This window comes from Arcanobacterium urinimassiliense (assembly GCF_900119495.1).
Taxonomy (GTDB): domain Bacteria; phylum Actinomycetota; class Actinomycetes; order Actinomycetales; family Actinomycetaceae; genus Arcanobacterium_A; species Arcanobacterium_A urinimassiliense.
In genome coordinates this window covers 723,492-742,246 of record NZ_LT632435.1, presented here as the reverse complement: position 1 = coordinate 742,246, position 18,755 = coordinate 723,492, and the positions used below count along the sequence as shown (strand labels likewise).

Sequence of the window (18,755 nt, the reverse complement as noted above, 5' to 3'; positions counted from 1 at the left end):
CTCCTCGAACACTTGTTCATCGAACATCTGTTCTACACAATACCCTTCGCTTTTCGAAAAGTCCAGAACATTCGTTCGAAACTTCCGAACAAATGTTTGAAATATGTGTAAAGAACAATTAGACTTACATTTAAAGTTAAACAGGCGCCTCCGAAAAAATTTTTGCAGGTCTCGCTCCCGCAGTTTTTCGTGCGTCAAGATCACCAAACTAAGGCAAAACTATGGCAGAAAATATTTCCCAAAATCTCAGCGGACGGCAACGGGAAATTTTTCTCGCTATCTACAACGCGATAGCAGAAAACGGCTTTCCTCCCACAGTGCGCGAATTAGGAGAAATAGTCGGGCTAAACTCCCCTTCTTCCGTGAAATATCAACTAGATTCCCTAGAAGAAGCAGGTTTCATTGCTCGAGATCGGCGCCGCCCCCGCACTATTGAAATTACAACGCTTGGGCAAGAATACTTACAGCAGCAGATTCTCCCTGTAGATTCAGTACCAACTCCGAAGCCCGCTTCTACTATAAATCCCACCTCACTAACAGATGAATACTCAGAAGCAGTACAGGTACCTTTAGTAGGAGATATAGCCGCCGGATCTCCTATCCTAGCTGAGCAACACGTAGAAGAATTTTTCTCTCTCCCGCGGCAACTCACCGGTAAAGGCGAACTCTTTATGCTAAAAGTACATGGCGAATCCATGGTAGATGCAGCTATTTGTGACGGAGATTGGGTAGTAGTACGTAAGCAAGAAGTAGCCGAAAATGGTGAAATTGTGGCAGCTTTGCTCGAAGAGGAAGCGACTGTAAAGGTATTAAAACGGCAGGACGGCCACACTTGGCTACTCCCCCGCAATCCCGAATATGCACCGATACCAGGTGACGATGCGAAAATCATGGGAAAAGTGGTAAGTGTATTACGCGCTCTCTAGCGCACAAAAAGCACTAGCACACAAAGCACTAATTTAAATACTTTTCCGCGAATCCCGCAGTCTTTGTAGAGCTGCTCGCGCTATTTTTCCATCTTCAGTGCTCCACATAGTCGGCAGAGCAGAAAGTAAATAATGCCGGTAGCGCGCCGTGGCTAATCTACTATCTAAAATAGCCACCATTCCTTTATCACTTCGCGAGCGCAATAACCGCCCTGCTCCTTGCGCGAGAAGTAAAGCAGCCTGCGTAGCAGAAACTTCCATAAATCCCGATTTACCCTGTTTTTGTGCGGCTTCACTGCGCGCTTGCACCAGTGGATCATCAGGGCAAGGAAAAGGAATCCGGTCAATTATCACCAAGCGGCAAGTGTGCCCAGGCACGTCTACTCCTTGCCAAAGGGAAATCGTGCCGAAAAGTGAGGCGCTCTCGTCGGCAGCGAATAGCTCCAGCAAAGTCGGTAGTTGGTCGTCTCCTTGGCAAAAAATCGGCAAATCGCATCTATCACGCACATAGGCTGCGGCTTTCTCGGCACCGGCGCGCGAAGTAAAAAGACAAAGTGCTCCTCCGCCTGCTGCGGTGATTAGATCCAATATTTCTGCTAAGTGTTCATTCCCATAACCATCTCTCCCAGGGCGCGGCAAATTCTTAGCTATATAGAGAATGGCCTGTTTCTCTGGCTCAAAAGGAGATCCCACATCTATGCCTTCCCATTCTCCCTGTGCTGGCAGAGTAAAGCCTGCCTGCCCGGCGAGCTGGTGAAAAGAATTATTTAATTTCAAAGTGGCGGAGGTGAGTACTGCCGCCCGGTCGGTAAATAGGGAATCCGCAATTGCGCTTGCCACTTGCAACGGAGCTAATTGCAGAGATTCGCTACCGGTAGGCGATACCGATTTCCACGCCACTAAACGGCCGGAGCTTATCTCATTGCCCAATATTTTTTCCGTCGTTTTCAATAAATCTCCGGCGCGCGCCCGCAGTACTATCTTTTTCGCAGCCTCTTCTTCGTTTCGCCCCGACATGCCCGCAATATCAGCTGCCGCCTCCCCAACTCTGCCCTGGAGACGCAGCAGAACATCTTGCAGTGCTTGCGGAATTTCGCGAATACGCCCCTCCGGAATTTCCGCTAAAGTTTCACTAAAATCATTCGCTGAATCATCTAAATTACTATCGCTTAAGCCATTTTGCCGCAGCGAGCGCGCGAGAGAAATAATTTCATATTTACTGAGTGCCCAAGAAAGCTGCGCCGTCACTCTATCTACTAGCTCATGAGCTTCGTCTACAATAAATGCGGCTGCCGGCGGCAATATGGGGGTACCCGCCGCTTCTACTCCCAGCATAGCGTGATTAGTCACCACTATATCGGCTGCTAAAGCGGCTTCCCGCGCCAAATAAGGAAAACAAGATATCCGCACTGGACACTTTTCCCCTAAACACTCCTGTTTAGGTAGAGAAACTTGCTCCCAAACTCGTTCGTCTACTCCCGGCACTAAGTCATCCCGATCACCGCTACTGCTTTCCGCTGCCCAATTGCGCGCACGCACTACTTCTGTTCCCGTCGCAGTAGCTCCAAATTCTCCCTCAGCTCGAGAAAGTAAAGTACCTTCTTCTGGATAACCTCCTGCCGATTTACGCAGGCAAATATAGTTATTCCACCCTTTTAACACGGCCACTTGGAGATTTTCCCCGAGTTTTTCCTTTATTATCTGGGCTACTAAGGGAGCGTCTTGGCGAATAATTTGCCTCTGCAAAGCGAGAGTTGCCGTGGAGATAATTACTTTTTGCCCAGTTTCTAAACTCCAACAAGCAGCTGGTATCAGATATCCAAGCGATTTACCGGTACCGGTGCCCGCCTGCACCAGCAGATGCCCGCTGCGAGTTAAAGCACTATAAACTGCTTCTACCATCTGCGATTGCCCGCTACGCTCTTCGCCGCCTAGTTCCGCCACCGCAGCTTTTAGTAGCTCTAGAACCTGCGTACTCTCGGTATCTGCTGCATTATCGACATCTTCTGCACTATCAGAACTACCAAAACTCACGGAACTCTCAGAACTCTTATTCTCTTCTGCGACTCCTTCCGCGGCTGCATCTACCGTATTCGGATCTAGTGAATTCCCAGCTACTGAATCAGCCATATCTTCGTTGAGCTCGGCAGATTCTTCCGCACTGGAATTTACATCCGGCTCTTTCTCTGGAATTCTCTTCACCTTAGTTTTCGGCTTTTTCTCCGATTTTCTCTTCACCTTAGTTTTCGACTCTTTTTCCGGTGCGGATTTCTTCATCGCACATCCTCAAAAGCAGAACTCCGCGAAAAAGAAATCTCTGCTTGCTCTAAAATTCCCACCATATCTGCATGAATATAAGCTGAAATACGGGTGCCTGCCGCCGAAAATTCCTCCGTTACGACTTCCCCTTCCCGATGAATACGCGCGAGAATATCCCCCCGCCCATAAGGTATTACTGCCTCTATATGCAGCTCCGGGCGCGGAAGCATCTTTTCGATAGCGCTCTCCAACTCCGCAATACCTACCCCGCTCACCGCACTCACAAAAACAGCTTCTGGGTAGGCACTACGCAAAGTGGTGAGAGTGAGCTTATCAGCTAAATCTACCTTAGAAAATACGATTAGTTGCGGTATTTCGGATACTCCCGGCACTTCTGCGAGTACTTCTTTTACCGCTGCTATTTGCCCACCGGGATCGCGGTGCGCCGCATCTACGACGTGGAGGAGCAAATCGCTTTCCGCCACTTCCTCGAGAGTAGAACGGAATGCTTCTACCAGTTGGGTAGGAAGGGAGCGCACAAATCCCACTGTATCAGTGAGGGTATAAACCTGCCCCGCAGAAGTTTCACTGCGCCGTACTGTGGGGTCAAGAGTAGCAAAAAGAGCATTATCTACTAAAACTTTTGCCGCCGTGAGCCTATTTAGGAGTGAAGATTTTCCGGCATTGGTATAACCCACTAAAACGACTGCCGGCACCGCCCGCCGGCGGCGCGAAACTCGCCGCGTAATCCGCGCCGGCTGCATCGCTTTTATATCTCGGCGTAACTTCGCCATGCGTTTGCGAATTCTCCGCCGATCTAGTTCAATCTTTGCTTCGCCCGGGCCACGCCCACCAATTCCTGCTCCACCGGCGACGCGCCCGCCAGCTTGCCGCGACATCGATTCACCCCAGCCTCGCAAACGCGGCAATAGATACTCTAGCTGCGCCAATTCTACCTGTGCTTTACCTTCTTTAGATTTGGCGTGTTGGGCAAAAATATCGAGAATTAAAGCCGTCCGGTCAATTACTTTTACTTTTATTACGTCTTCTAGAGCCCGCCGTTGTGAAGGAGCTAATTCACAATCAACGATCATCGTATCCGCAGATTTTTCTGCCACGATTTCGGCCAACTCGTGAGCTTTTCCCGAACCAAAGAAAGTAGATTTATCTGGTATTTGCCGCCGCTGGATAATTCCTTCCACTACCAGTGCCCCCGCGGTTTCCGCCAAAGCAGCCAGTTCCCGTAACGATTCTTCCGCCTGCGCAAAAGAGCCCGCTGTCCATAAACCCGCCAGCACTACTCTTTCTAGGCGCAGCTGCCGATACTCTACGTCTACTTGTTCCTCACGCGAAATATCACTTATACGGTGCAGAGCTGCCCGGCGCTCTACTTCAAAATAATCTCCCCGCGCTTCGGCGGCTGCAGTGGCACTCTGCTGTAAAGATGCCGCCGGCAAAGTTAATTCGGCCCGATATTCTTCTGGTATTCGCTTCTCGTTAATAGCTATTACTCCACTCCTCGATATAGAAAAATTATCTCACTTTCTCTTTATTTTCGCTGAACGGCTAAGCTGTTGACTGTGGTACAGCATTATTTTTCCAGTGAAGCCCCCGATTTGCCGCGTACGTGGCATGATATAGAAATCTGCGGGCGCAATTATCAGATTCTGAGCCAAGGTGGCGTATTTTCTCCGACGCAGCTCGATAAGGGCACCGCAGTGCTTTTACGAAAATTTCCTTTCCCTCCACTTCCCGAGGCGGCTCGGATTGTTGATTTAGGATGCGGTTGGGGGCCGATAAGTCTGGCTCTAGCTGCTCATTACCCAGAAAATAAAATAACGGCCATAGATGTAAATCCAGTGGCACGCGAACTGACGAAAATAAATGCGGAAAATGCCGGATTCTCACTGGAGGTGCTGGAAGAAGAATCTGCCCGCCAACTTTTCCAAAAACAAGAAACAAGCATCGATCTGCTACTTTCTAATCCCCCGATTCGCATTGGAAAAACTGCTTTACATAAGTTACTAAGTGACTGGTTAGCGCTACTCTCTCCGCACGGGCAAGCCTTTTTAGTAGTGCAGAAAAATCTCGGAGCAGATTCTTTAGCTGCTTGGTTACGGAGTGGCGGATATACGGTCGAAAAAATCGGTTCCGCAAAAGGCTACCGAGTTTTCCAAGTCGGGAAAGAATCTCTCCCTGCTGAATAACTGCCAGGTAATAGAAATTAAGAGATAAAATTACGCGGGAGCTACCTTTTATAAGTTCTGCAATTTTTGCGCAGTGTGAGCTGCCGCTTCCCGTAATTTTTCATCCGTTATTTCTCCCGAAAAATTCAGCCACTCAATGCGCTGATCGGCATGAAACCACGTATTCTGCTTTTTAGCGAGCCGCCGGGTAGCTTGCTCCGTATTGGCGACTGCCTCCGCAAGCGGAATTTTCCCTTGCAACACTGCAATAGCTTGCATATAACCAGTAGCTTTTTGCGCAGTACTCCCCCGTAAAATTCCCGCTTCTAGCACCTGCGCAGCCTCCACCAATAAACCCTTGCTAAACATATCAGCAGTGCGCGCGGCAATACGCGCTTCTAAGACTGCTTTTTCCACGCCAATTCCCAGCAAAGAAATATCTGCATAATGGCTAGTATGCCGCGGAAACACTGGAGTATAAGATTCTCCGGTAAGCCGCACTACCTCCAAAGCTCGGATGACCCGCCGCGGATTTTGCATATCAATAGTGGCCGCTGAAACCGGATCTTTCTGCGCTAATTCCTGCGCAAGCGGAGCCAACCCCTCCGTTTCATATATAGATTCTAATTCAGCCCGAATTTCCACATCCGTACCAGGAAAACGCAGCTCATCAAGCAGAGCTGCCACATATAGACCGGACCCGCCCACAATGAGCGGAATTTTCCCGCGCGCTTCGATAGCGGCAAGATCTGCGCGCGCATATTTTTGGTAAGCAGCTGCTGAGGCCGCTTCCGTCACTTCTAATACATCTAGCTGGTGATGTACTATATCTCCCGCTTCTTCTGGGGTGACTTTTGCCGTTCCAATATCCATGCCCTTATAAAGTTGCATAGAATCAGCCGAAATTATTTCGACTTTTGCACTACCTCCCAGATAGCGAGCCAGCTGCAAAGAAAAATTAGTCTTGCCGCTGGCGGTGGGACCCACTACCGCAATAATCATAAAGACCTTCTGATTTGCGGAATACCTAAGCTCACTACCTGCGGGTTATTTATTTCATCTATCAATTGAGCTTTTCGGCGTTCATTTTCTTCCCAAATATCTCCGGCATGAGTGCGCCGCAAACGGAACAATCCTCCCGTCAACGCCGAATCTGCCACGAGATGCGAGGGAGCCCCGTGCGTGACCTCTACTTCCACTATATCTCCTGGCCGCGGGCGCTCGGGAAGATCTGCCGGCAGCGCCACGTGCACTAATCGATTATCGCGCGCCCGCCCCGTCACTCGATTAGTTTCGGCGTCTTTCTTTCCTTCACCAGCTGCTACCAGCACTTCCACCTGAGAGCCACACAGTTTCTGATTTTCTTCGGTACTTATCCGATGCTGTAGATCGAGTAGACGCTGAAAACGCTCTTGCGCCACTTCCGGCGGAATTTGCTTTTCCATAGTCGCCGCGGGAGTACCGGGGCGCGGAGAGTAAATAAAAGTAAAAGCAGAAGAAAAACGCGCCTGCTCTACCACGTCGAGCGTAGCTTGAAAATCGGCTTCGGTTTCCCCGGGGAAACCCACAATAATATCGGTAGTGATGGCAGCCTGCGGTATATATTCTCGCACAGTATCGAGAATGCGCAAGAATTTTCCACGGCGATAAGAGCGCCGCATCGCGCGCAGCACCGAATCCGATCCAGATTGGAGTGGCATATGGAGTGAAGGCATCACATTGGGAGTTTCCGCCATAGCGTGAATGACGTCATCGGAAAAAGCGGCTGGATGAGGTGAAGTAAAACGAAGCCGCTCGAGGTTATCTATATTTCCCCCCGCACGCAGTAGTTTTGCGAAAGCTCCTCGATCTCCAAAGCTCTGCCCATAAGAATTGACGTTCTGGCCGAGTAGCGTAACTTCAATAGCCCCCTGCGCTACCACCGCTTCCATTTCCTGTAAAATTTCGCCCGGCCGGCGATCTTTTTCTTTTCCGCGCAGATGCGGCACAATGCAGAAAGTACAAGTATTATTACAGCCTACGGAGATAGATACCCACGCTGAATAGCTAGCTTCCCGCCGGCTAGGAAGCGTCGAAGGGAATACCTGCAAAGATTCCGCAATTTCTACTGCCGCCTCTTTATTGTGCGCAGCTCGTTTCAGCAATGCCGGGAGCACATTCATATTATGGGTACCAAACACCACATCTACCCACGGAGCTTTTTCGACGATTTTTTCCCCCAGCTGCTGTGCCAAACAACCACTGACGGCAATCTGCATATCGGGGCGCTCTCGCTTCACTTGTGCCAGCTGCCCCAAATTTCCAAAAAGCTTATTTGCGGCATTTTCCCGCACTGAACAGGTATTTATGACGACGATATCGGCTCCACCATCTCCGGCGAGGCTAGCACGTGCCGCTTTTTGCGGCACTAACTCTACCGGCACATAGCCGGCTGCATCGAGCATCCCGGCAAGACGCTCTGAATCATGCACATTCATTTGGCAGCCGAGAGTGCGAATACTATAAGTGCGAGGCAAATTTTCTTTATTCATCCCCGCCAGTTTAGTGCAGAATCTGCCTCATCTTCATGTTGAGAATATGCGATTTCTACCGCAGCATAGATGACGCTAGCCGGAAAACCTCGGCGCGCTAAAGCTCCAGAAATCCGCCGATATACAACTTCGCGCGGCAAATCTTGCATAGTAGCCATTTTGCGCTGCGCAAATTCTTGCGCAGCTGCTGCTTCATCTTCTGCGCTTATCTGCTCTAATGCCAGCTCGGCTAGCTCGGAGCTGATCCCCTTTTTTTGCAATTCATTGCGCAGAGCCCGCCGCGAAATAGCGCGCGCCGCGAAACGCATCTGTACATATTGGCACGCAAATTTTTCATCATTCACGAGCCCCGATTCTTGAAATTTTTCTAGAGTCGATTCTTGAATATCACTAGGCACATTCCGTTTCGCCAAGGCTGCGCGTAACTGCTCTACAGAGCGATCTGCCATTCCCAATTGCCGATAGACGATATTGCTGGCGTGCTTCTCCCAATCGGCGCGGCTGCGCTGCGCATCGCGCGCCGCCTGCCGCTCTTTTATTTCGGCGGGCGAAAGGCGCGGACGGCGCTTTTTTCGCACATCCGCATCTGCCGCATAATTAACCATTACGCAAGCCCATCGCCATCTACTGCTACCTCAGCACCCGGCACGCCGATTCCCATAGCCTCTTTTACTTTGGCTTCAATCTCATCAGCTATTTCCGGATTATCTACTAAGAATTGCCGCGATTTTTCTCTACCTTGCCCCAGTTGATCCCCATTGTAGGTATACCAAGATCCAGATTTAGTGACTATTTTAATTTCCGCAGCTGCATCGAGAATACCGCTTTCGCGCGATATCCCCTGCCCGTAGATAATATCGAATTCTGCCTGCTTAAACGGCGGAGCCATCTTGTTTTTCACCACTTTAACTTTGGTGCGGTTTCCGATTGGCTGCGCCCCCGATTTCACGGCTTCCCCGCGGCGCACATCTAAACGTACCGATGAATAGAACTTTAGAGCTCGCCCACCGGTAGTAGTCTCCGGATTTCCGTAGAATACACCGATTTTCTCCCGCAACTGGTTAATAAAGATAGCGGTGGTACCGGAAGCCGAAAGTGCACCCGTCAATTTACGCAAAGCCTGCGACATGAGCCGCGCTTGTAAACCAACATGCGAATCACCCATATCGCCTTCGATTTCCGCTTTCGGCACTAATGCAGCTACCGAATCGATTACTAAAATATCGAGTGCCCCCGAGCGTATGAGCATATCGGCAATTTCCAGTGCCTGCTCTCCCGTATCCGGCTGAGAAACTATCAAAGAATCGGTATCGACCCCTAAATTTCGCGCATACTCGGGGTCTAAAGCGTGCTCGGCATCGATAAAAGCTGCGATGCCCCCTAATTTTTGCGCACTAGCGATAGCGTGCAAGGCGACGGTAGTCTTACCCGAAGATTCTGGGCCGTATATCTCTACCACGCGCCCCCGCGGCAAACCGCCAATTCCTAAAGCTAAATCTAAAGCGAGTGAGCCCGTGGGAATTACCGCCACCGAACGCACCGGGTGATCCCCTAAACGCATTGCCGAGCCTTTACCGAACTGCTCATCAATCCGCCCCAAAGCATAATTTAGAGCTTTTTCTTTATCCTGCATATTTTTCTCGGCCATAATGCGCCTTTCTTTTTAACCGGCTTCCGCCTCACCAATAGAACAAGTCTTATCGGAGCTCACCCTCACCGAATGACTATCCGAGTATTACGCTAGGCCCGACTTAAAGCCGAAAGATTACCCATATTTTTTCTGTGGAAAATACCGGCACTTCCGCAATACATAGCCAATCCTATACCGAACAACCGTTCGAAGGCAAAAGAAAACGCGCGGCGATTCTCAGCCGCGCGAATTCTTAACCTTGTTTTTTATGAGCATTAATTCGGTGCAGATAGAGGTATTTTTCCGGCAATTCCATCTCTTCCACTATCGCCCGCCAAACTTCATCAGGCCGATAGCCATTTTCTAATGCGGTCTGCGCCGAGGAATTGCCTAACTGCGGCAAAATTAAATCACTCGCTAGAGAATCGGCGCGCACCTTCGTAAAGACGCGCGCCATAACCTCCCAGAATTCACTGTAGGTCATTCCCAAGTGTTACCTCATTGCCGCTAATTCACTCGCAATTAAAGATTCCGGTACAGAATCTGGAATCTCTACCCGAATTTGCTGAGCTCGGCGCATAGCCGGAGTGATGCGACCAGCCGCTCGATCTATCCGCTCTGCTACCACCCGCAATACTTGACTGAGTGGCACATTTAGAGCAGTACAAATAGCGTCTAACAGTTCAGAAGAAGCTTCTTTTTGCCCGCGTTCCACTTCGGAAAGATACCCTAAGGAGACCCGCGCCTGAGAAGAAACTTCCCGCAGCGTGCGCCCCTGCCGCTGCCGGTACTCACGTAGCACGTCACCCAATTCTTGGCGCAGCAGTACCGTTTCGCTCTTAACTTCCACCGACACTTCCGGATTTAATTGCATTTTCTTCTCCTCGCTTGTCAGTTTCATCTTCTCCCTTACACTCCTTATAACGCCCGCAGCAGCAAAAAACTTCCCAGCTTTTCAATTACTGAACCCCGAAAATATCTAGCGCCCCTCTATTTCACCTGAAAATTCAACCAAAAAGGCTTCCAGCGCGGCCGCTACTGTTAGCTTTCTCACGGTAAGCCGGTCGCCGGAAAAATTCTTTTGGAGCGCTTTTGCGCTCCACGAATCAGCGGATTCCCTACCGAGAACTTCACACTGTCCGTTTACCTGCGGCGCACTAGCAAAACCTAAATAAACTAAGCCTACTGGTTTACCCTCTACCGGATCAGGGCCCGCAATTCCGGTGGTGGAAATAGCGAAATCTGTCCTCAGCTGCTTAGCCGCCCCGAGAGCCATTTCTTTAGCTACTTGGGCATCCACTGCTCCGCGCGCGGCCAATAAATTTTTATCTACGCCCAGCAAATCAGATTTCACATCCGTAGCATAGCTAACTATGCCTCCGCGAAATACCTCCGAAGCTCCCGGCACATTCACCAAGGTAGCTGCTAATAAACCGCCGGTTAGAGATTCTGCCACCCCGAGAGTAACCTGCTCAGCGCGGAGACGGGCTATGAGAGTGGCCGCTAATTCATCTAGGCTCTGCATTTTGCATCATTTCCCACTCTCACTCTGCTTCATTGCGCAGCCGTACTGCTTCCCGCACGTACTCATAGGCAGAAGTTAAAGCAAAGAAAAGCGCTACCCCCATTAGCGCGTAGCTAATGTAGAGCATCCCGCTCGCCAGCGACTGCGGTAAAAACTCCGACCAGGGCAGAATTATTCCTCCGATAGCTAAGGATTGAGCGAACATCTTTATCTTTCCACCGGCTCCAGCGGCCATCACCTTAATTTTACGCATTCCCATGCGCATAGCAGTGATTCCCAGTTCACGCACGATAAATAATATCGTCACCCACCACCAGAGCATTCCGTGGAACGAGAGCAATAATAAAGCGGAAATAATCAGTACTTTATCGGCAATGGCATCGGTAAGTTTCCCAAAATTAGTAATTAGGTTATAACGCCGCGCCAAATATCCATCGAGTTTATCGGTCAAAGCAGCTACGAAAAATATTGCCACTGCTATCCAACGCCGCGATACAGCAGAATCTAAAAAGGCAAAAATGAATATAGGCGCCAACACTAGGCGTAATACCGTCAACACATTAGCGATATTGAAGAGCGGTACTTCTTCGTATGACTTTTCCACCATGCTCCAAGTCTAAGGCATAGAGCTGGCAAAGTTTAATTAGCCAGCACCGCGCGGCATATTTTATTGATTCTTTAGATAATGCTTTTATCTCCTGCAATCTCTGCAGATAAACAAGCTCTGCAGATAAACAATCTTTATGCGATTAATTCCTGCGCGATCAATTCCCACTCATTTAATCTCGGCCCGTCAATTGCCAAGCATCTTCATCGCCGTCACCATCAATATCGAGCCGCTGAGTTTCGGTTGAATTCTCCAATGGATCGCGCGCATACCGGCTGTCTTGCTCATAGACGATTGTACGCCCGGCCGTATCTTCCCATTCCACGCTACTCTCTGCGCTCGGAGCAGAAGCGATATTAATAGTTTCTTCTCCGGCCGCAAAAGGCTGAGCAGCAGCTGGTTCCCGCGGCACCTCCGCATCTCCAAAATCCGCCTCGGTGTAATAATCTGCCGGCGCACTTGCAGCAGCACTATGTAAATCAGATTTTTCTCCGCGAATAAAAGCTAAGGCATCGTCTAACTGATCGGGAGTCACCAGCACGTCCCGCGCTTTGGAACCTAAAGAAGGCCCAACTATTCCTCTATCTTCCAGCAAATCCATCATACGCCCGGCTTTTGCAAAACCGATACGCAATTTACGCTGCAACATCGAAGTAGAACCAAATTGCGTGGTAATAACTATCTCAGCCGCCTGCAAAAGCGTTTCTAAGTCGTCGCCAATTTCTTCTTCTACTCGCTTCTTTTCCGCCTTGGGAATTACATCATCTCGATAGACTGGCTCCATCTGCGCCTTTACGTGCTGCACTACCGCGTCTATTTCTTCTTCACTCACCCACGCGCCTTGTACTCGAATCGGTTTGCTGGCTCCCATCGGCATAAAGAGTGCATCTCCCATACCGATAAGTTTCTCCGCTCCCGAAGCATCTAAAATTACCCGCGAATCAGCGAGTGAAGAGGTCATAAAAGCGAGCCGGGAAGGGATATTCGCCTTAATCAACCCGGTGACCACGTCTACCGAAGGCCGCTGCGTGGCGAGTACCAGATGAATTCCCGCTGCTCGCGCCAACTGGGTAATACGCTGAATCGATGATTCCACATCGCGCGGAGCCACCATCATTAAATCAGCTAGCTCGTCTACTACTACCAGCAGATAGGGATACGGTTTCAGCTTGCGCTCGCCTATTTGCTGCACTTTTCCAGCGCGCACTGCTTTATTAAAATCGTCAATATGCTTATATCCGTAGGTAGAAAGATCATCGTAGCGCTGATCCATTTCACGCACTACCCACTCCAAAGCATCGGCCGCTTTTTTCGGATTAGTGATAATTGGCGTCACCAAGTGCGGAATTCCCGCATAAATAGTGAGTTCTACTCGCTTTGGATCCACGAGAATCATACGCACATCTTCTGGGGTACAGCGCATCATAATTGAGGTAATCATCGAATTAATAAAAGAAGATTTACCCGATCCGGTAGCTCCTGCCACCAATAAATGCGGCATTTTCGCCAAATTAGCTAATACGTATTGCCCGCCAACGTTCTTTCCAATTCCCACTACCAAAGGATGAGTACGCTTCCGCGCAGCGGGAGAACGCAATACATCCCCTATTAAGACGGTCTCTCGATCTCGATTAGGGATTTCAATTCCAATTGCCGATTTACCAGGAATTGGAGAGAGTATCCGCACATCGGCAGAAGCCACCGCATAGGCGATATTCTTAGAAAGTTGCGTAATTCTATCTACTTTTATCCCTGGTCCCAATTCCACTTCGTACTGCGTGACGGTGGGGCCGCGTGAAAAGCCAGTGACCTGCGCATCTACCTGAAACTCCGCAAATACCTGTGTGAGTTCTTTTACGATATCCGCATTGGCTTGGGATTTTTCTACGTGCGGTTCTCCCTCCCGTAGCAAAGAGAGCGCCGGCAGAGTATAGGTAATATTAGAAGAAAGCTCCATCTGCTCTACTCGCTCCGGAAGTGCTTCCGGGCGCGGCGGCCGCAGTTTTTTCGCTGCGCGTTCCACTTTTTGCCTAGTGCCTTCTTTATCGGCCATTGGTTTCAACACGCGGGTACTTTCCGCCGCTCCACTATCTGTGCCGCTATCTCCGCCGGCAGTATCTAGATTATCTGCGCCGTTATTTACACCGTCACGAAGATCTCCCGCCTCATCTTCGGCAGTTGACTTCCGCAATCGCCGCAGAATACCGCGCCGCGGGCGCTGTGGCTCTTCTTCTCCCTGGGTAATAAGCGCAGTAGGAGCATCTTCCTCCGCTTCCCGCGCTTCAGCACGCATCGCTGCCCGCTGGCGCACCCAATCGAGAATATCCCGCACTGACGTATCCGAAGCTAAAAGCAGCGAATAGAAAATAAGCAGGAAAAGTACCGGTATAGCTCCCCATTCGGTGACTAAAGCTACTAAGCTACCTCCCACTATCCAGCCAGCTAGACCGCCCGCATTCTCTACCGAAATAAAAAATTCCGTAGGGTTGGGCTGTCCACCTAAAATATGTAGAACTCCGGTGAGAGAGAAAATTAGAATGAGTAAAGCGATAAGAAAATGCCGGTTACGGCCGGCAGGGCGTTTCCGGAACAGCGTAATAGCTAAGCCCACCAATAATACTGGCACTAAAACGGCGAAAAGCCCCACCGTGCCAGCCACCACATGATGTAGTCCCTCTAGGAGCAACCCAGATTTACCGAACCATTCTTTTATAGCTACTAAAACCGCCAAAGCTAGCGCTAAGAGAGCTAATCCATCATGCGCTTTCTTATCTACTGCGCCACTGGTGCCGCTGTTTCTCCGCGCCCCGCGAGCTTTATTTTTTGCTGCTCGCGTCGGAATGCGCGCAGTATCGCCAGAATTCTGGGCCCGTTTCCTCGCCACTATTTTTCCTTAGTTTTGGTTGTTTCTTCTTTAAGAAGTGTATAAAAAAGTGCCACCCTTGTGGGAGAAGCTTCCCCTATCTCCCACCCGCCCAATAAGGCGGAAAGGCATATTCTATGCTTCGATTACAGTCGGTATAATCATGGGCGCACGCTGCAGTGTTTTTGCTGCCCAGCTTCCAATTACTCTTCGCATTGCCTGCTGCATCCGGTAAGAATCCGCAGTTTCATTACACAGAGCATCAGCGAGAGCCTCCCGCACGGCCGGCAAGATTTCCGCAAATACGGTATCGTCTTCAGCCATGCCCCGCGCCTGAATGTGCGGTCCGGTAATTATGGTGCGGTTTTTGGCATCCACCACTGCAAAAATAGCGATAAATCCTTCTTGCCCTAGCGTACGGCGATCCCGCAGTTCCGCTTCGCCGATTTCTCCTACGCTACCGCCGTCTACAAATACATATCCACACGGCACTCTACCTACTAAATGTGCTTCGCCCCCATGTAAATCTACTACGTCACCGTCGGCACATAACATCACATTTTCCGTAGGTACGCCAGTGCGCACAGCTAAGGAGCCATTCGCCACCAAGTGCCGCACCTCCCCGTGAATCGGCATCACATTTAGTGGCTCGACGATATTGTAAGCATAGAGCAATTCACCCTGCGCACTGTGGCCAGATACGTGCACTGCCGCATTGCCCTGATGCACTACTTTTGCTCCTAGCTTCATAAGCCCATTTATAAGACGGAATACCGAATTTTCATTTCCCGGAATAAGTGAAGAAGCGAAAATTACCGTATCCCCTGGCCCTACCTTAATTTTCTTGTGAGCAGAAGCAGCTATGCGGGAAAGGACGGCGCGCGGCTCTCCTTGGGAACCGGTAGACATATAGACGCGCTGCTGCGGAGGAATATTTTCCATTTCCCCCAACTCGATTAGGGTGCCAGCCGGGATTTCTAAATAGCCGAGGTCGCTGGCAATTTTCATATTGCGCACCATAGAGCGCCCTACGAAACAGACTTTTCGCCCATATTTAGCAGCAGCATCTAACACCTGCTGTACCCGATGCACATGCGAAGAAAAAGAAGCCACTACTATTTGACCTTTTGCCCCCGCAAATATGCCCTCCAATACCGGCCCAATTGTGCCTTCGGAAGCGACGAAGCCGGGCACTTCAGCATTGGTAGAATCCACCATAAATAGGTCTACGCCGCTTTCCCCCGCCCGCGCGAAAGCGCGTAAATCCGTAATACGCCCATCTAAAGGCAATTGATCCATTTTGAAATCTCCGGTGATGAGAATGGAACCACCAGGAGCGCGCATAAACACTGCGAGCGCATCGGGAATCGAATGATTTACGGCAATAAATTCGCAACTAAATTTCCCGAGTTGCTCCACGTCCCCTTCCGCTACTACCAGCGTATAAGGCTTAATTCCGTGTTCAGCTAATTTTTCTTCCACTAAAGCGATTGTGAATTCCGAACCTACCAACGGAATGTCTGGGCGCAAGCGCAATAAATAAGGTACCCCACCAATATGGTCTTCATGACCGTGGGTAAGCACCATAGCGTCTATATCGTCTAAACGATCTTCAAGATAAGAAAAATCGGGAAGGATTAAATCCACTCCCGGCTGGTGCTCTTCAGGGAAAAGCACCCCGCAATCTACTATGAGTAATCGGCCATTGCACTCAAATACCGTCATATTCCGGCCGATATCCCCCAAACCACCGAGAGGGATAATACGTATTGTGTCTTTCGCTAATTGCGGAGGTAAATCTTCAGTAACCACGTTTCTATTCTGCCATGTTGTGGGCCGAATGGTTAGCCGAGAAACCCTTCTTTACGGAGCACTGCTTCTAATTGCGCAAGTTCCTCTGGGCTAGCTCCCACGAGTGGCAGACGCAAATTAGCTTGTGGAAGTACTCCCAGTAGGTGCAGAGCTTCTTTTGCCATTACTGCTCCCTGTCCAGAGCCCATAATGGCATCTACGATTGGCATTTGGCGCGCAAATTCTGCCCGCGCGGCCGGAAGGTCTCCCGCATCTACTGCCTGTACCAGACGGCGAAGACTGCTCGCGATCAGATGCCCGGCTACGGAAATAACTCCGGAAGCTCCATGTGCCAGCCAAGCAAAGTTTAGACCGTCATCTCCGGAATAATAAGCTAAACCGGTACGGCGCATTTTTTGGAAGCCGGCTGCCACATCACCCGTAGCATCTTTTACGGCTTGAATCTGTGGATTTTCTGCTAAACGCAGTAACGTATCCTCAGAAATTTTCACTCCCGTACGCCCCGGAATATCATAAATCATTACTGGTAATTCAGTAGCAGCGGTGACGGCACTTATATGCTGATAAACTCCGGCTTGCGAAGGGCGATTATAGTAAGGCGCCACCACTAGCAGACCATCTGCCCCCGCAGCGGCTGCCCCTTGTGCAATACGTACTGCATGTGCCGTATCGTTAGATCCAGCGCCGGCCACTAACATTGCGCGCTCCCCGATGGTGTCTTTTACGGCACGCACTAAATCGTCTTTTTCCGGCTGGTGAGTCGTAGGAGATTCACCAGTGGTACCAGAAAGCAAAATAGAATCGCAACCTTCCGTAACTAATTTATCGGCAAGACGGCAAGCGCTATCAATATCTAAAGAACCATCGGCGTGGAAAGGAGTCACCATCGCTACGCTTACGGAACCGAAAGGACGGGCAGGAATATACGTATTACTCATACTTCTATCGTAGCTGGAAATAAACAAGAAACGGAGAGGTTCGATATATCGGAAAAGTTCTGAAAGAATAAAGGGGTGAAAAGCAGTAAAGAAAGTGTGCGCCCGGCAGTCCCCGCCGATATTCCGGCTATTAGTAGACTGCAGGCACAGAATATGCGGGAAAAATTAGTAGCTGAGTTGGAAGCTCCTCTTTCTTTAAGCACCTCTTCCCAGTTAAATGCCCAGAACTTTGCGCAGATTTGGAAAGAAAGTTGGGAAAATCTCGGAGCTGATACAGGGCTCTTAGTAGCGATACACAAAGATACTGCCCCACCGCCCGCTGCTACATCAGCCACTCCTATACCACCCGCTGCTAATAACAAAACCGCAGAAGAAATAGGGGGATTTTTATCTTTCGAAGCAGTGCCTCCTATCCAATTGGCACAGGCTCCGGCTGGGGAACGGCGCAGTTTCCTGATCTCTAATTTCGCCGTGCGCGCCGATCTAGCTGCGGCTGGGCACGAAGGGCGGCTCTTAGCGGCAGTTACCGATATTCTCCGCTCCCAAGGCGCCACCGAACTCTATATTTGGGCCTTTGCCAGTGATGAGTGGACTACTGGATTTTTAGGAAAAGCCGGATTTGCTCCCGGCGGTATCCGCAGCGCTTTTGAAATTGACGGGAAAAAAGCAGTGCAGCATCTCTGGTGGACTACTCTCCACCCCGCATCGTAAAAGGCGCAGAAAGCCAAAGAGATTTTAGATATCTAAGAATTTATCTAAACCGTAAGTAAGCCCCAGGTGATCCCCTACTTTCCGAATACCTAAGAGTATTCCCGGCATAAAAGACTCACGAGCAAAAGAATCCTGACGAATCACTAACTGCTCACCCGGGTTGCCGTACAAAATTTCTTCGTGCGCATAGAGTCCCCGCAGCCGGATAGCATGTACGTGCACTCCCTCAATATTGGCTCCGCGCGCGCCATAATTATCAATTTCGGTAGCGTCTGGACTCGGCGGCACCTCTGCTTGAGCTCGTGCTTGTGCTATTCCTTGGGCAGTAGTTAGAGCTGTACCCGAAGGAGCATCTACTTTATCAGGGTGATGCAGCTCAATTACCTCTACTGATTCAAAATAAGCGGCTGCTTCCCGTGCAAAACGCATCGCAAAAACTGCCGAGAGAGAATAATTCGGAGCGATAAGTACGCATTTTTGTACTTCTTCGGCGTGAGCACGCACTCGTTCTAGCCGCTCCGGCGTCCATCCCGTAGTGCCTACCACTACATTCACTCCCGCGTCTAAAAGAGCATGCACATTTTTATCGGTAGCTCCCGGCACCGTAAATTCTACGGCCACTTCTGCTCCTCGCAGCGAAGCAGAAGTAATTTCTTCTCCGGCATCCAGCCCTGCCACGAGCTCTAAATCAGCTGCCGCCTCTACCGCCTGTACAATTGATGATCCCATACGCCCACGGGCGCCTATTACCGCAACTTTCATATTTT

General features: G+C 50.0%; 17 protein-coding genes. 3 read left to right on the top strand and 14 right to left on the bottom strand.

Going from position 1 to position 18,755, the window contains the following annotated elements:
- The first annotated feature begins 221 nt into the window (after positions 1-221).
- Complete coding sequence (lexA, locus tag BQ7117_RS03350; protein WP_073996190.1) at positions 222-926, top strand: transcriptional repressor LexA; 705 nt, start codon at positions 222-224, stop codon at positions 924-926.
- A 33-nt stretch (positions 927-959) separates the two neighbouring features.
- Here the strand turns inward: lexA and BQ7117_RS03345 are convergent, their stop codons facing one another.
- Positions 960-3,203, bottom strand: coding sequence for an ATP-dependent DNA helicase (locus BQ7117_RS03345; protein WP_237563045.1), 2,244 nt, complete (start codon positions 3,201-3,203; stop codon positions 960-962).
- Positions 3,200-4,672, bottom strand: coding sequence for a GTPase HflX (gene hflX, locus BQ7117_RS03340; protein WP_419865608.1), 1,473 nt, complete (start codon positions 4,670-4,672; stop codon positions 3,200-3,202). Before hflX ends, BQ7117_RS03345 begins: the two co-directional genes overlap by 4 nt.
- A gap of 93 nt (positions 4,673-4,765) precedes the next feature.
- Between hflX and BQ7117_RS03335 the strand changes: the two genes are divergently transcribed.
- Positions 4,766-5,392 carry a class I SAM-dependent methyltransferase gene (locus BQ7117_RS03335; protein ID WP_073996188.1) on the top strand — a complete coding sequence of 209 codons (627 nt, stop codon included), beginning with the start codon at positions 4,766-4,768 and terminating at the stop codon, positions 5,390-5,392.
- A gap of 48 nt (positions 5,393-5,440) precedes the next feature.
- Here BQ7117_RS03335 and miaA read toward each other — a convergent pair whose 3' ends face one another.
- The 11 genes from miaA to dapA all read right to left on the bottom strand — a co-directional run bounded on the left by miaA (position 5,441) and on the right by dapA (position 17,277).
- A complete protein-coding gene (gene miaA, locus BQ7117_RS03330) occupies positions 5,441-6,373 on the bottom strand; it encodes a tRNA (adenosine(37)-N6)-dimethylallyltransferase MiaA (RefSeq protein ID WP_073996187.1) in 933 nt (310 codons plus the stop codon).
- Positions 6,370-7,902 carry a tRNA (N6-isopentenyl adenosine(37)-C2)-methylthiotransferase MiaB gene (miaB, locus tag BQ7117_RS03325; protein WP_073996186.1) on the bottom strand — a complete coding sequence of 511 codons (1,533 nt, stop codon included), beginning with the start codon at positions 7,900-7,902 and terminating at the stop codon, positions 6,370-6,372. Before miaB ends, miaA begins: the two co-directional genes overlap by 4 nt.
- On the bottom strand, positions 7,899-8,507 hold the full coding sequence (locus BQ7117_RS03320) for a regulatory protein RecX (protein ID WP_073996185.1): 609 nt from the start codon (positions 8,505-8,507) through the stop codon (positions 7,899-7,901). Before BQ7117_RS03320 ends, miaB begins: the two co-directional genes overlap by 4 nt.
- Complete coding sequence (gene recA / locus BQ7117_RS03315; protein ID WP_073996184.1) at positions 8,507-9,550, bottom strand: recombinase RecA; 1,044 nt, start codon at positions 9,548-9,550, stop codon at positions 8,507-8,509. Before recA ends, BQ7117_RS03320 begins: the two co-directional genes overlap by 1 nt.
- Before the next feature lie 235 nt (positions 9,551-9,785).
- On the bottom strand, positions 9,786-10,016 hold the full coding sequence (locus BQ7117_RS03310) for a DUF3046 domain-containing protein (protein ID WP_073996183.1): 231 nt from the start codon (positions 10,014-10,016) through the stop codon (positions 9,786-9,788).
- Between the two features lie 9 nt (positions 10,017-10,025).
- Positions 10,026-10,406, bottom strand: a complete 381-nt coding sequence (locus BQ7117_RS03305; RefSeq protein ID WP_073996182.1) for a helix-turn-helix domain-containing protein — start codon at positions 10,404-10,406, stop codon at positions 10,026-10,028.
- 105 nt (positions 10,407-10,511) lie between these two features.
- Positions 10,512-11,057 (bottom strand): CinA family protein, encoded by a 546-nt coding sequence (locus tag BQ7117_RS03300; protein ID WP_073996181.1) that lies wholly within the window; start codon positions 11,055-11,057, stop codon positions 10,512-10,514.
- Positions 11,058-11,076: 19 nt separating this feature from the next.
- Complete coding sequence (gene pgsA / locus BQ7117_RS03295) at positions 11,077-11,664, bottom strand: CDP-diacylglycerol--glycerol-3-phosphate 3-phosphatidyltransferase (protein ID WP_073996180.1); 588 nt, start codon at positions 11,662-11,664, stop codon at positions 11,077-11,079.
- A gap of 172 nt (positions 11,665-11,836) precedes the next feature.
- Complete coding sequence (locus BQ7117_RS03290) at positions 11,837-14,548, bottom strand: FtsK/SpoIIIE family DNA translocase (RefSeq protein ID WP_237563044.1); 2,712 nt, start codon at positions 14,546-14,548, stop codon at positions 11,837-11,839.
- A 114-nt stretch (positions 14,549-14,662) separates the two neighbouring features.
- Positions 14,663-16,339 carry a ribonuclease J gene (locus BQ7117_RS03285; RefSeq protein ID WP_073996178.1) on the bottom strand — a complete coding sequence of 559 codons (1,677 nt, stop codon included), beginning with the start codon at positions 16,337-16,339 and terminating at the stop codon, positions 14,663-14,665.
- Positions 16,340-16,371: 32 nt separating this feature from the next.
- Complete coding sequence (gene dapA, locus BQ7117_RS03280; RefSeq protein ID WP_073996177.1) at positions 16,372-17,277, bottom strand: 4-hydroxy-tetrahydrodipicolinate synthase; 906 nt, start codon at positions 17,275-17,277, stop codon at positions 16,372-16,374.
- 75 nt (positions 17,278-17,352) lie between these two features.
- Here dapA and BQ7117_RS03275 point away from each other — a divergent pair, with 75 nt between their 5' ends.
- Complete coding sequence (locus BQ7117_RS03275; RefSeq protein ID WP_073996176.1) at positions 17,353-17,988, top strand: N-acetyltransferase; 636 nt, start codon at positions 17,353-17,355, stop codon at positions 17,986-17,988.
- A gap of 24 nt (positions 17,989-18,012) precedes the next feature.
- Here the strand turns inward: BQ7117_RS03275 and dapB are convergent, their stop codons facing one another.
- Positions 18,013-18,750, bottom strand: coding sequence for a 4-hydroxy-tetrahydrodipicolinate reductase (gene dapB / locus BQ7117_RS03270; protein WP_073996175.1), 738 nt, complete (start codon positions 18,748-18,750; stop codon positions 18,013-18,015).
- Positions 18,751-18,755 lie beyond the last annotated feature (5 nt).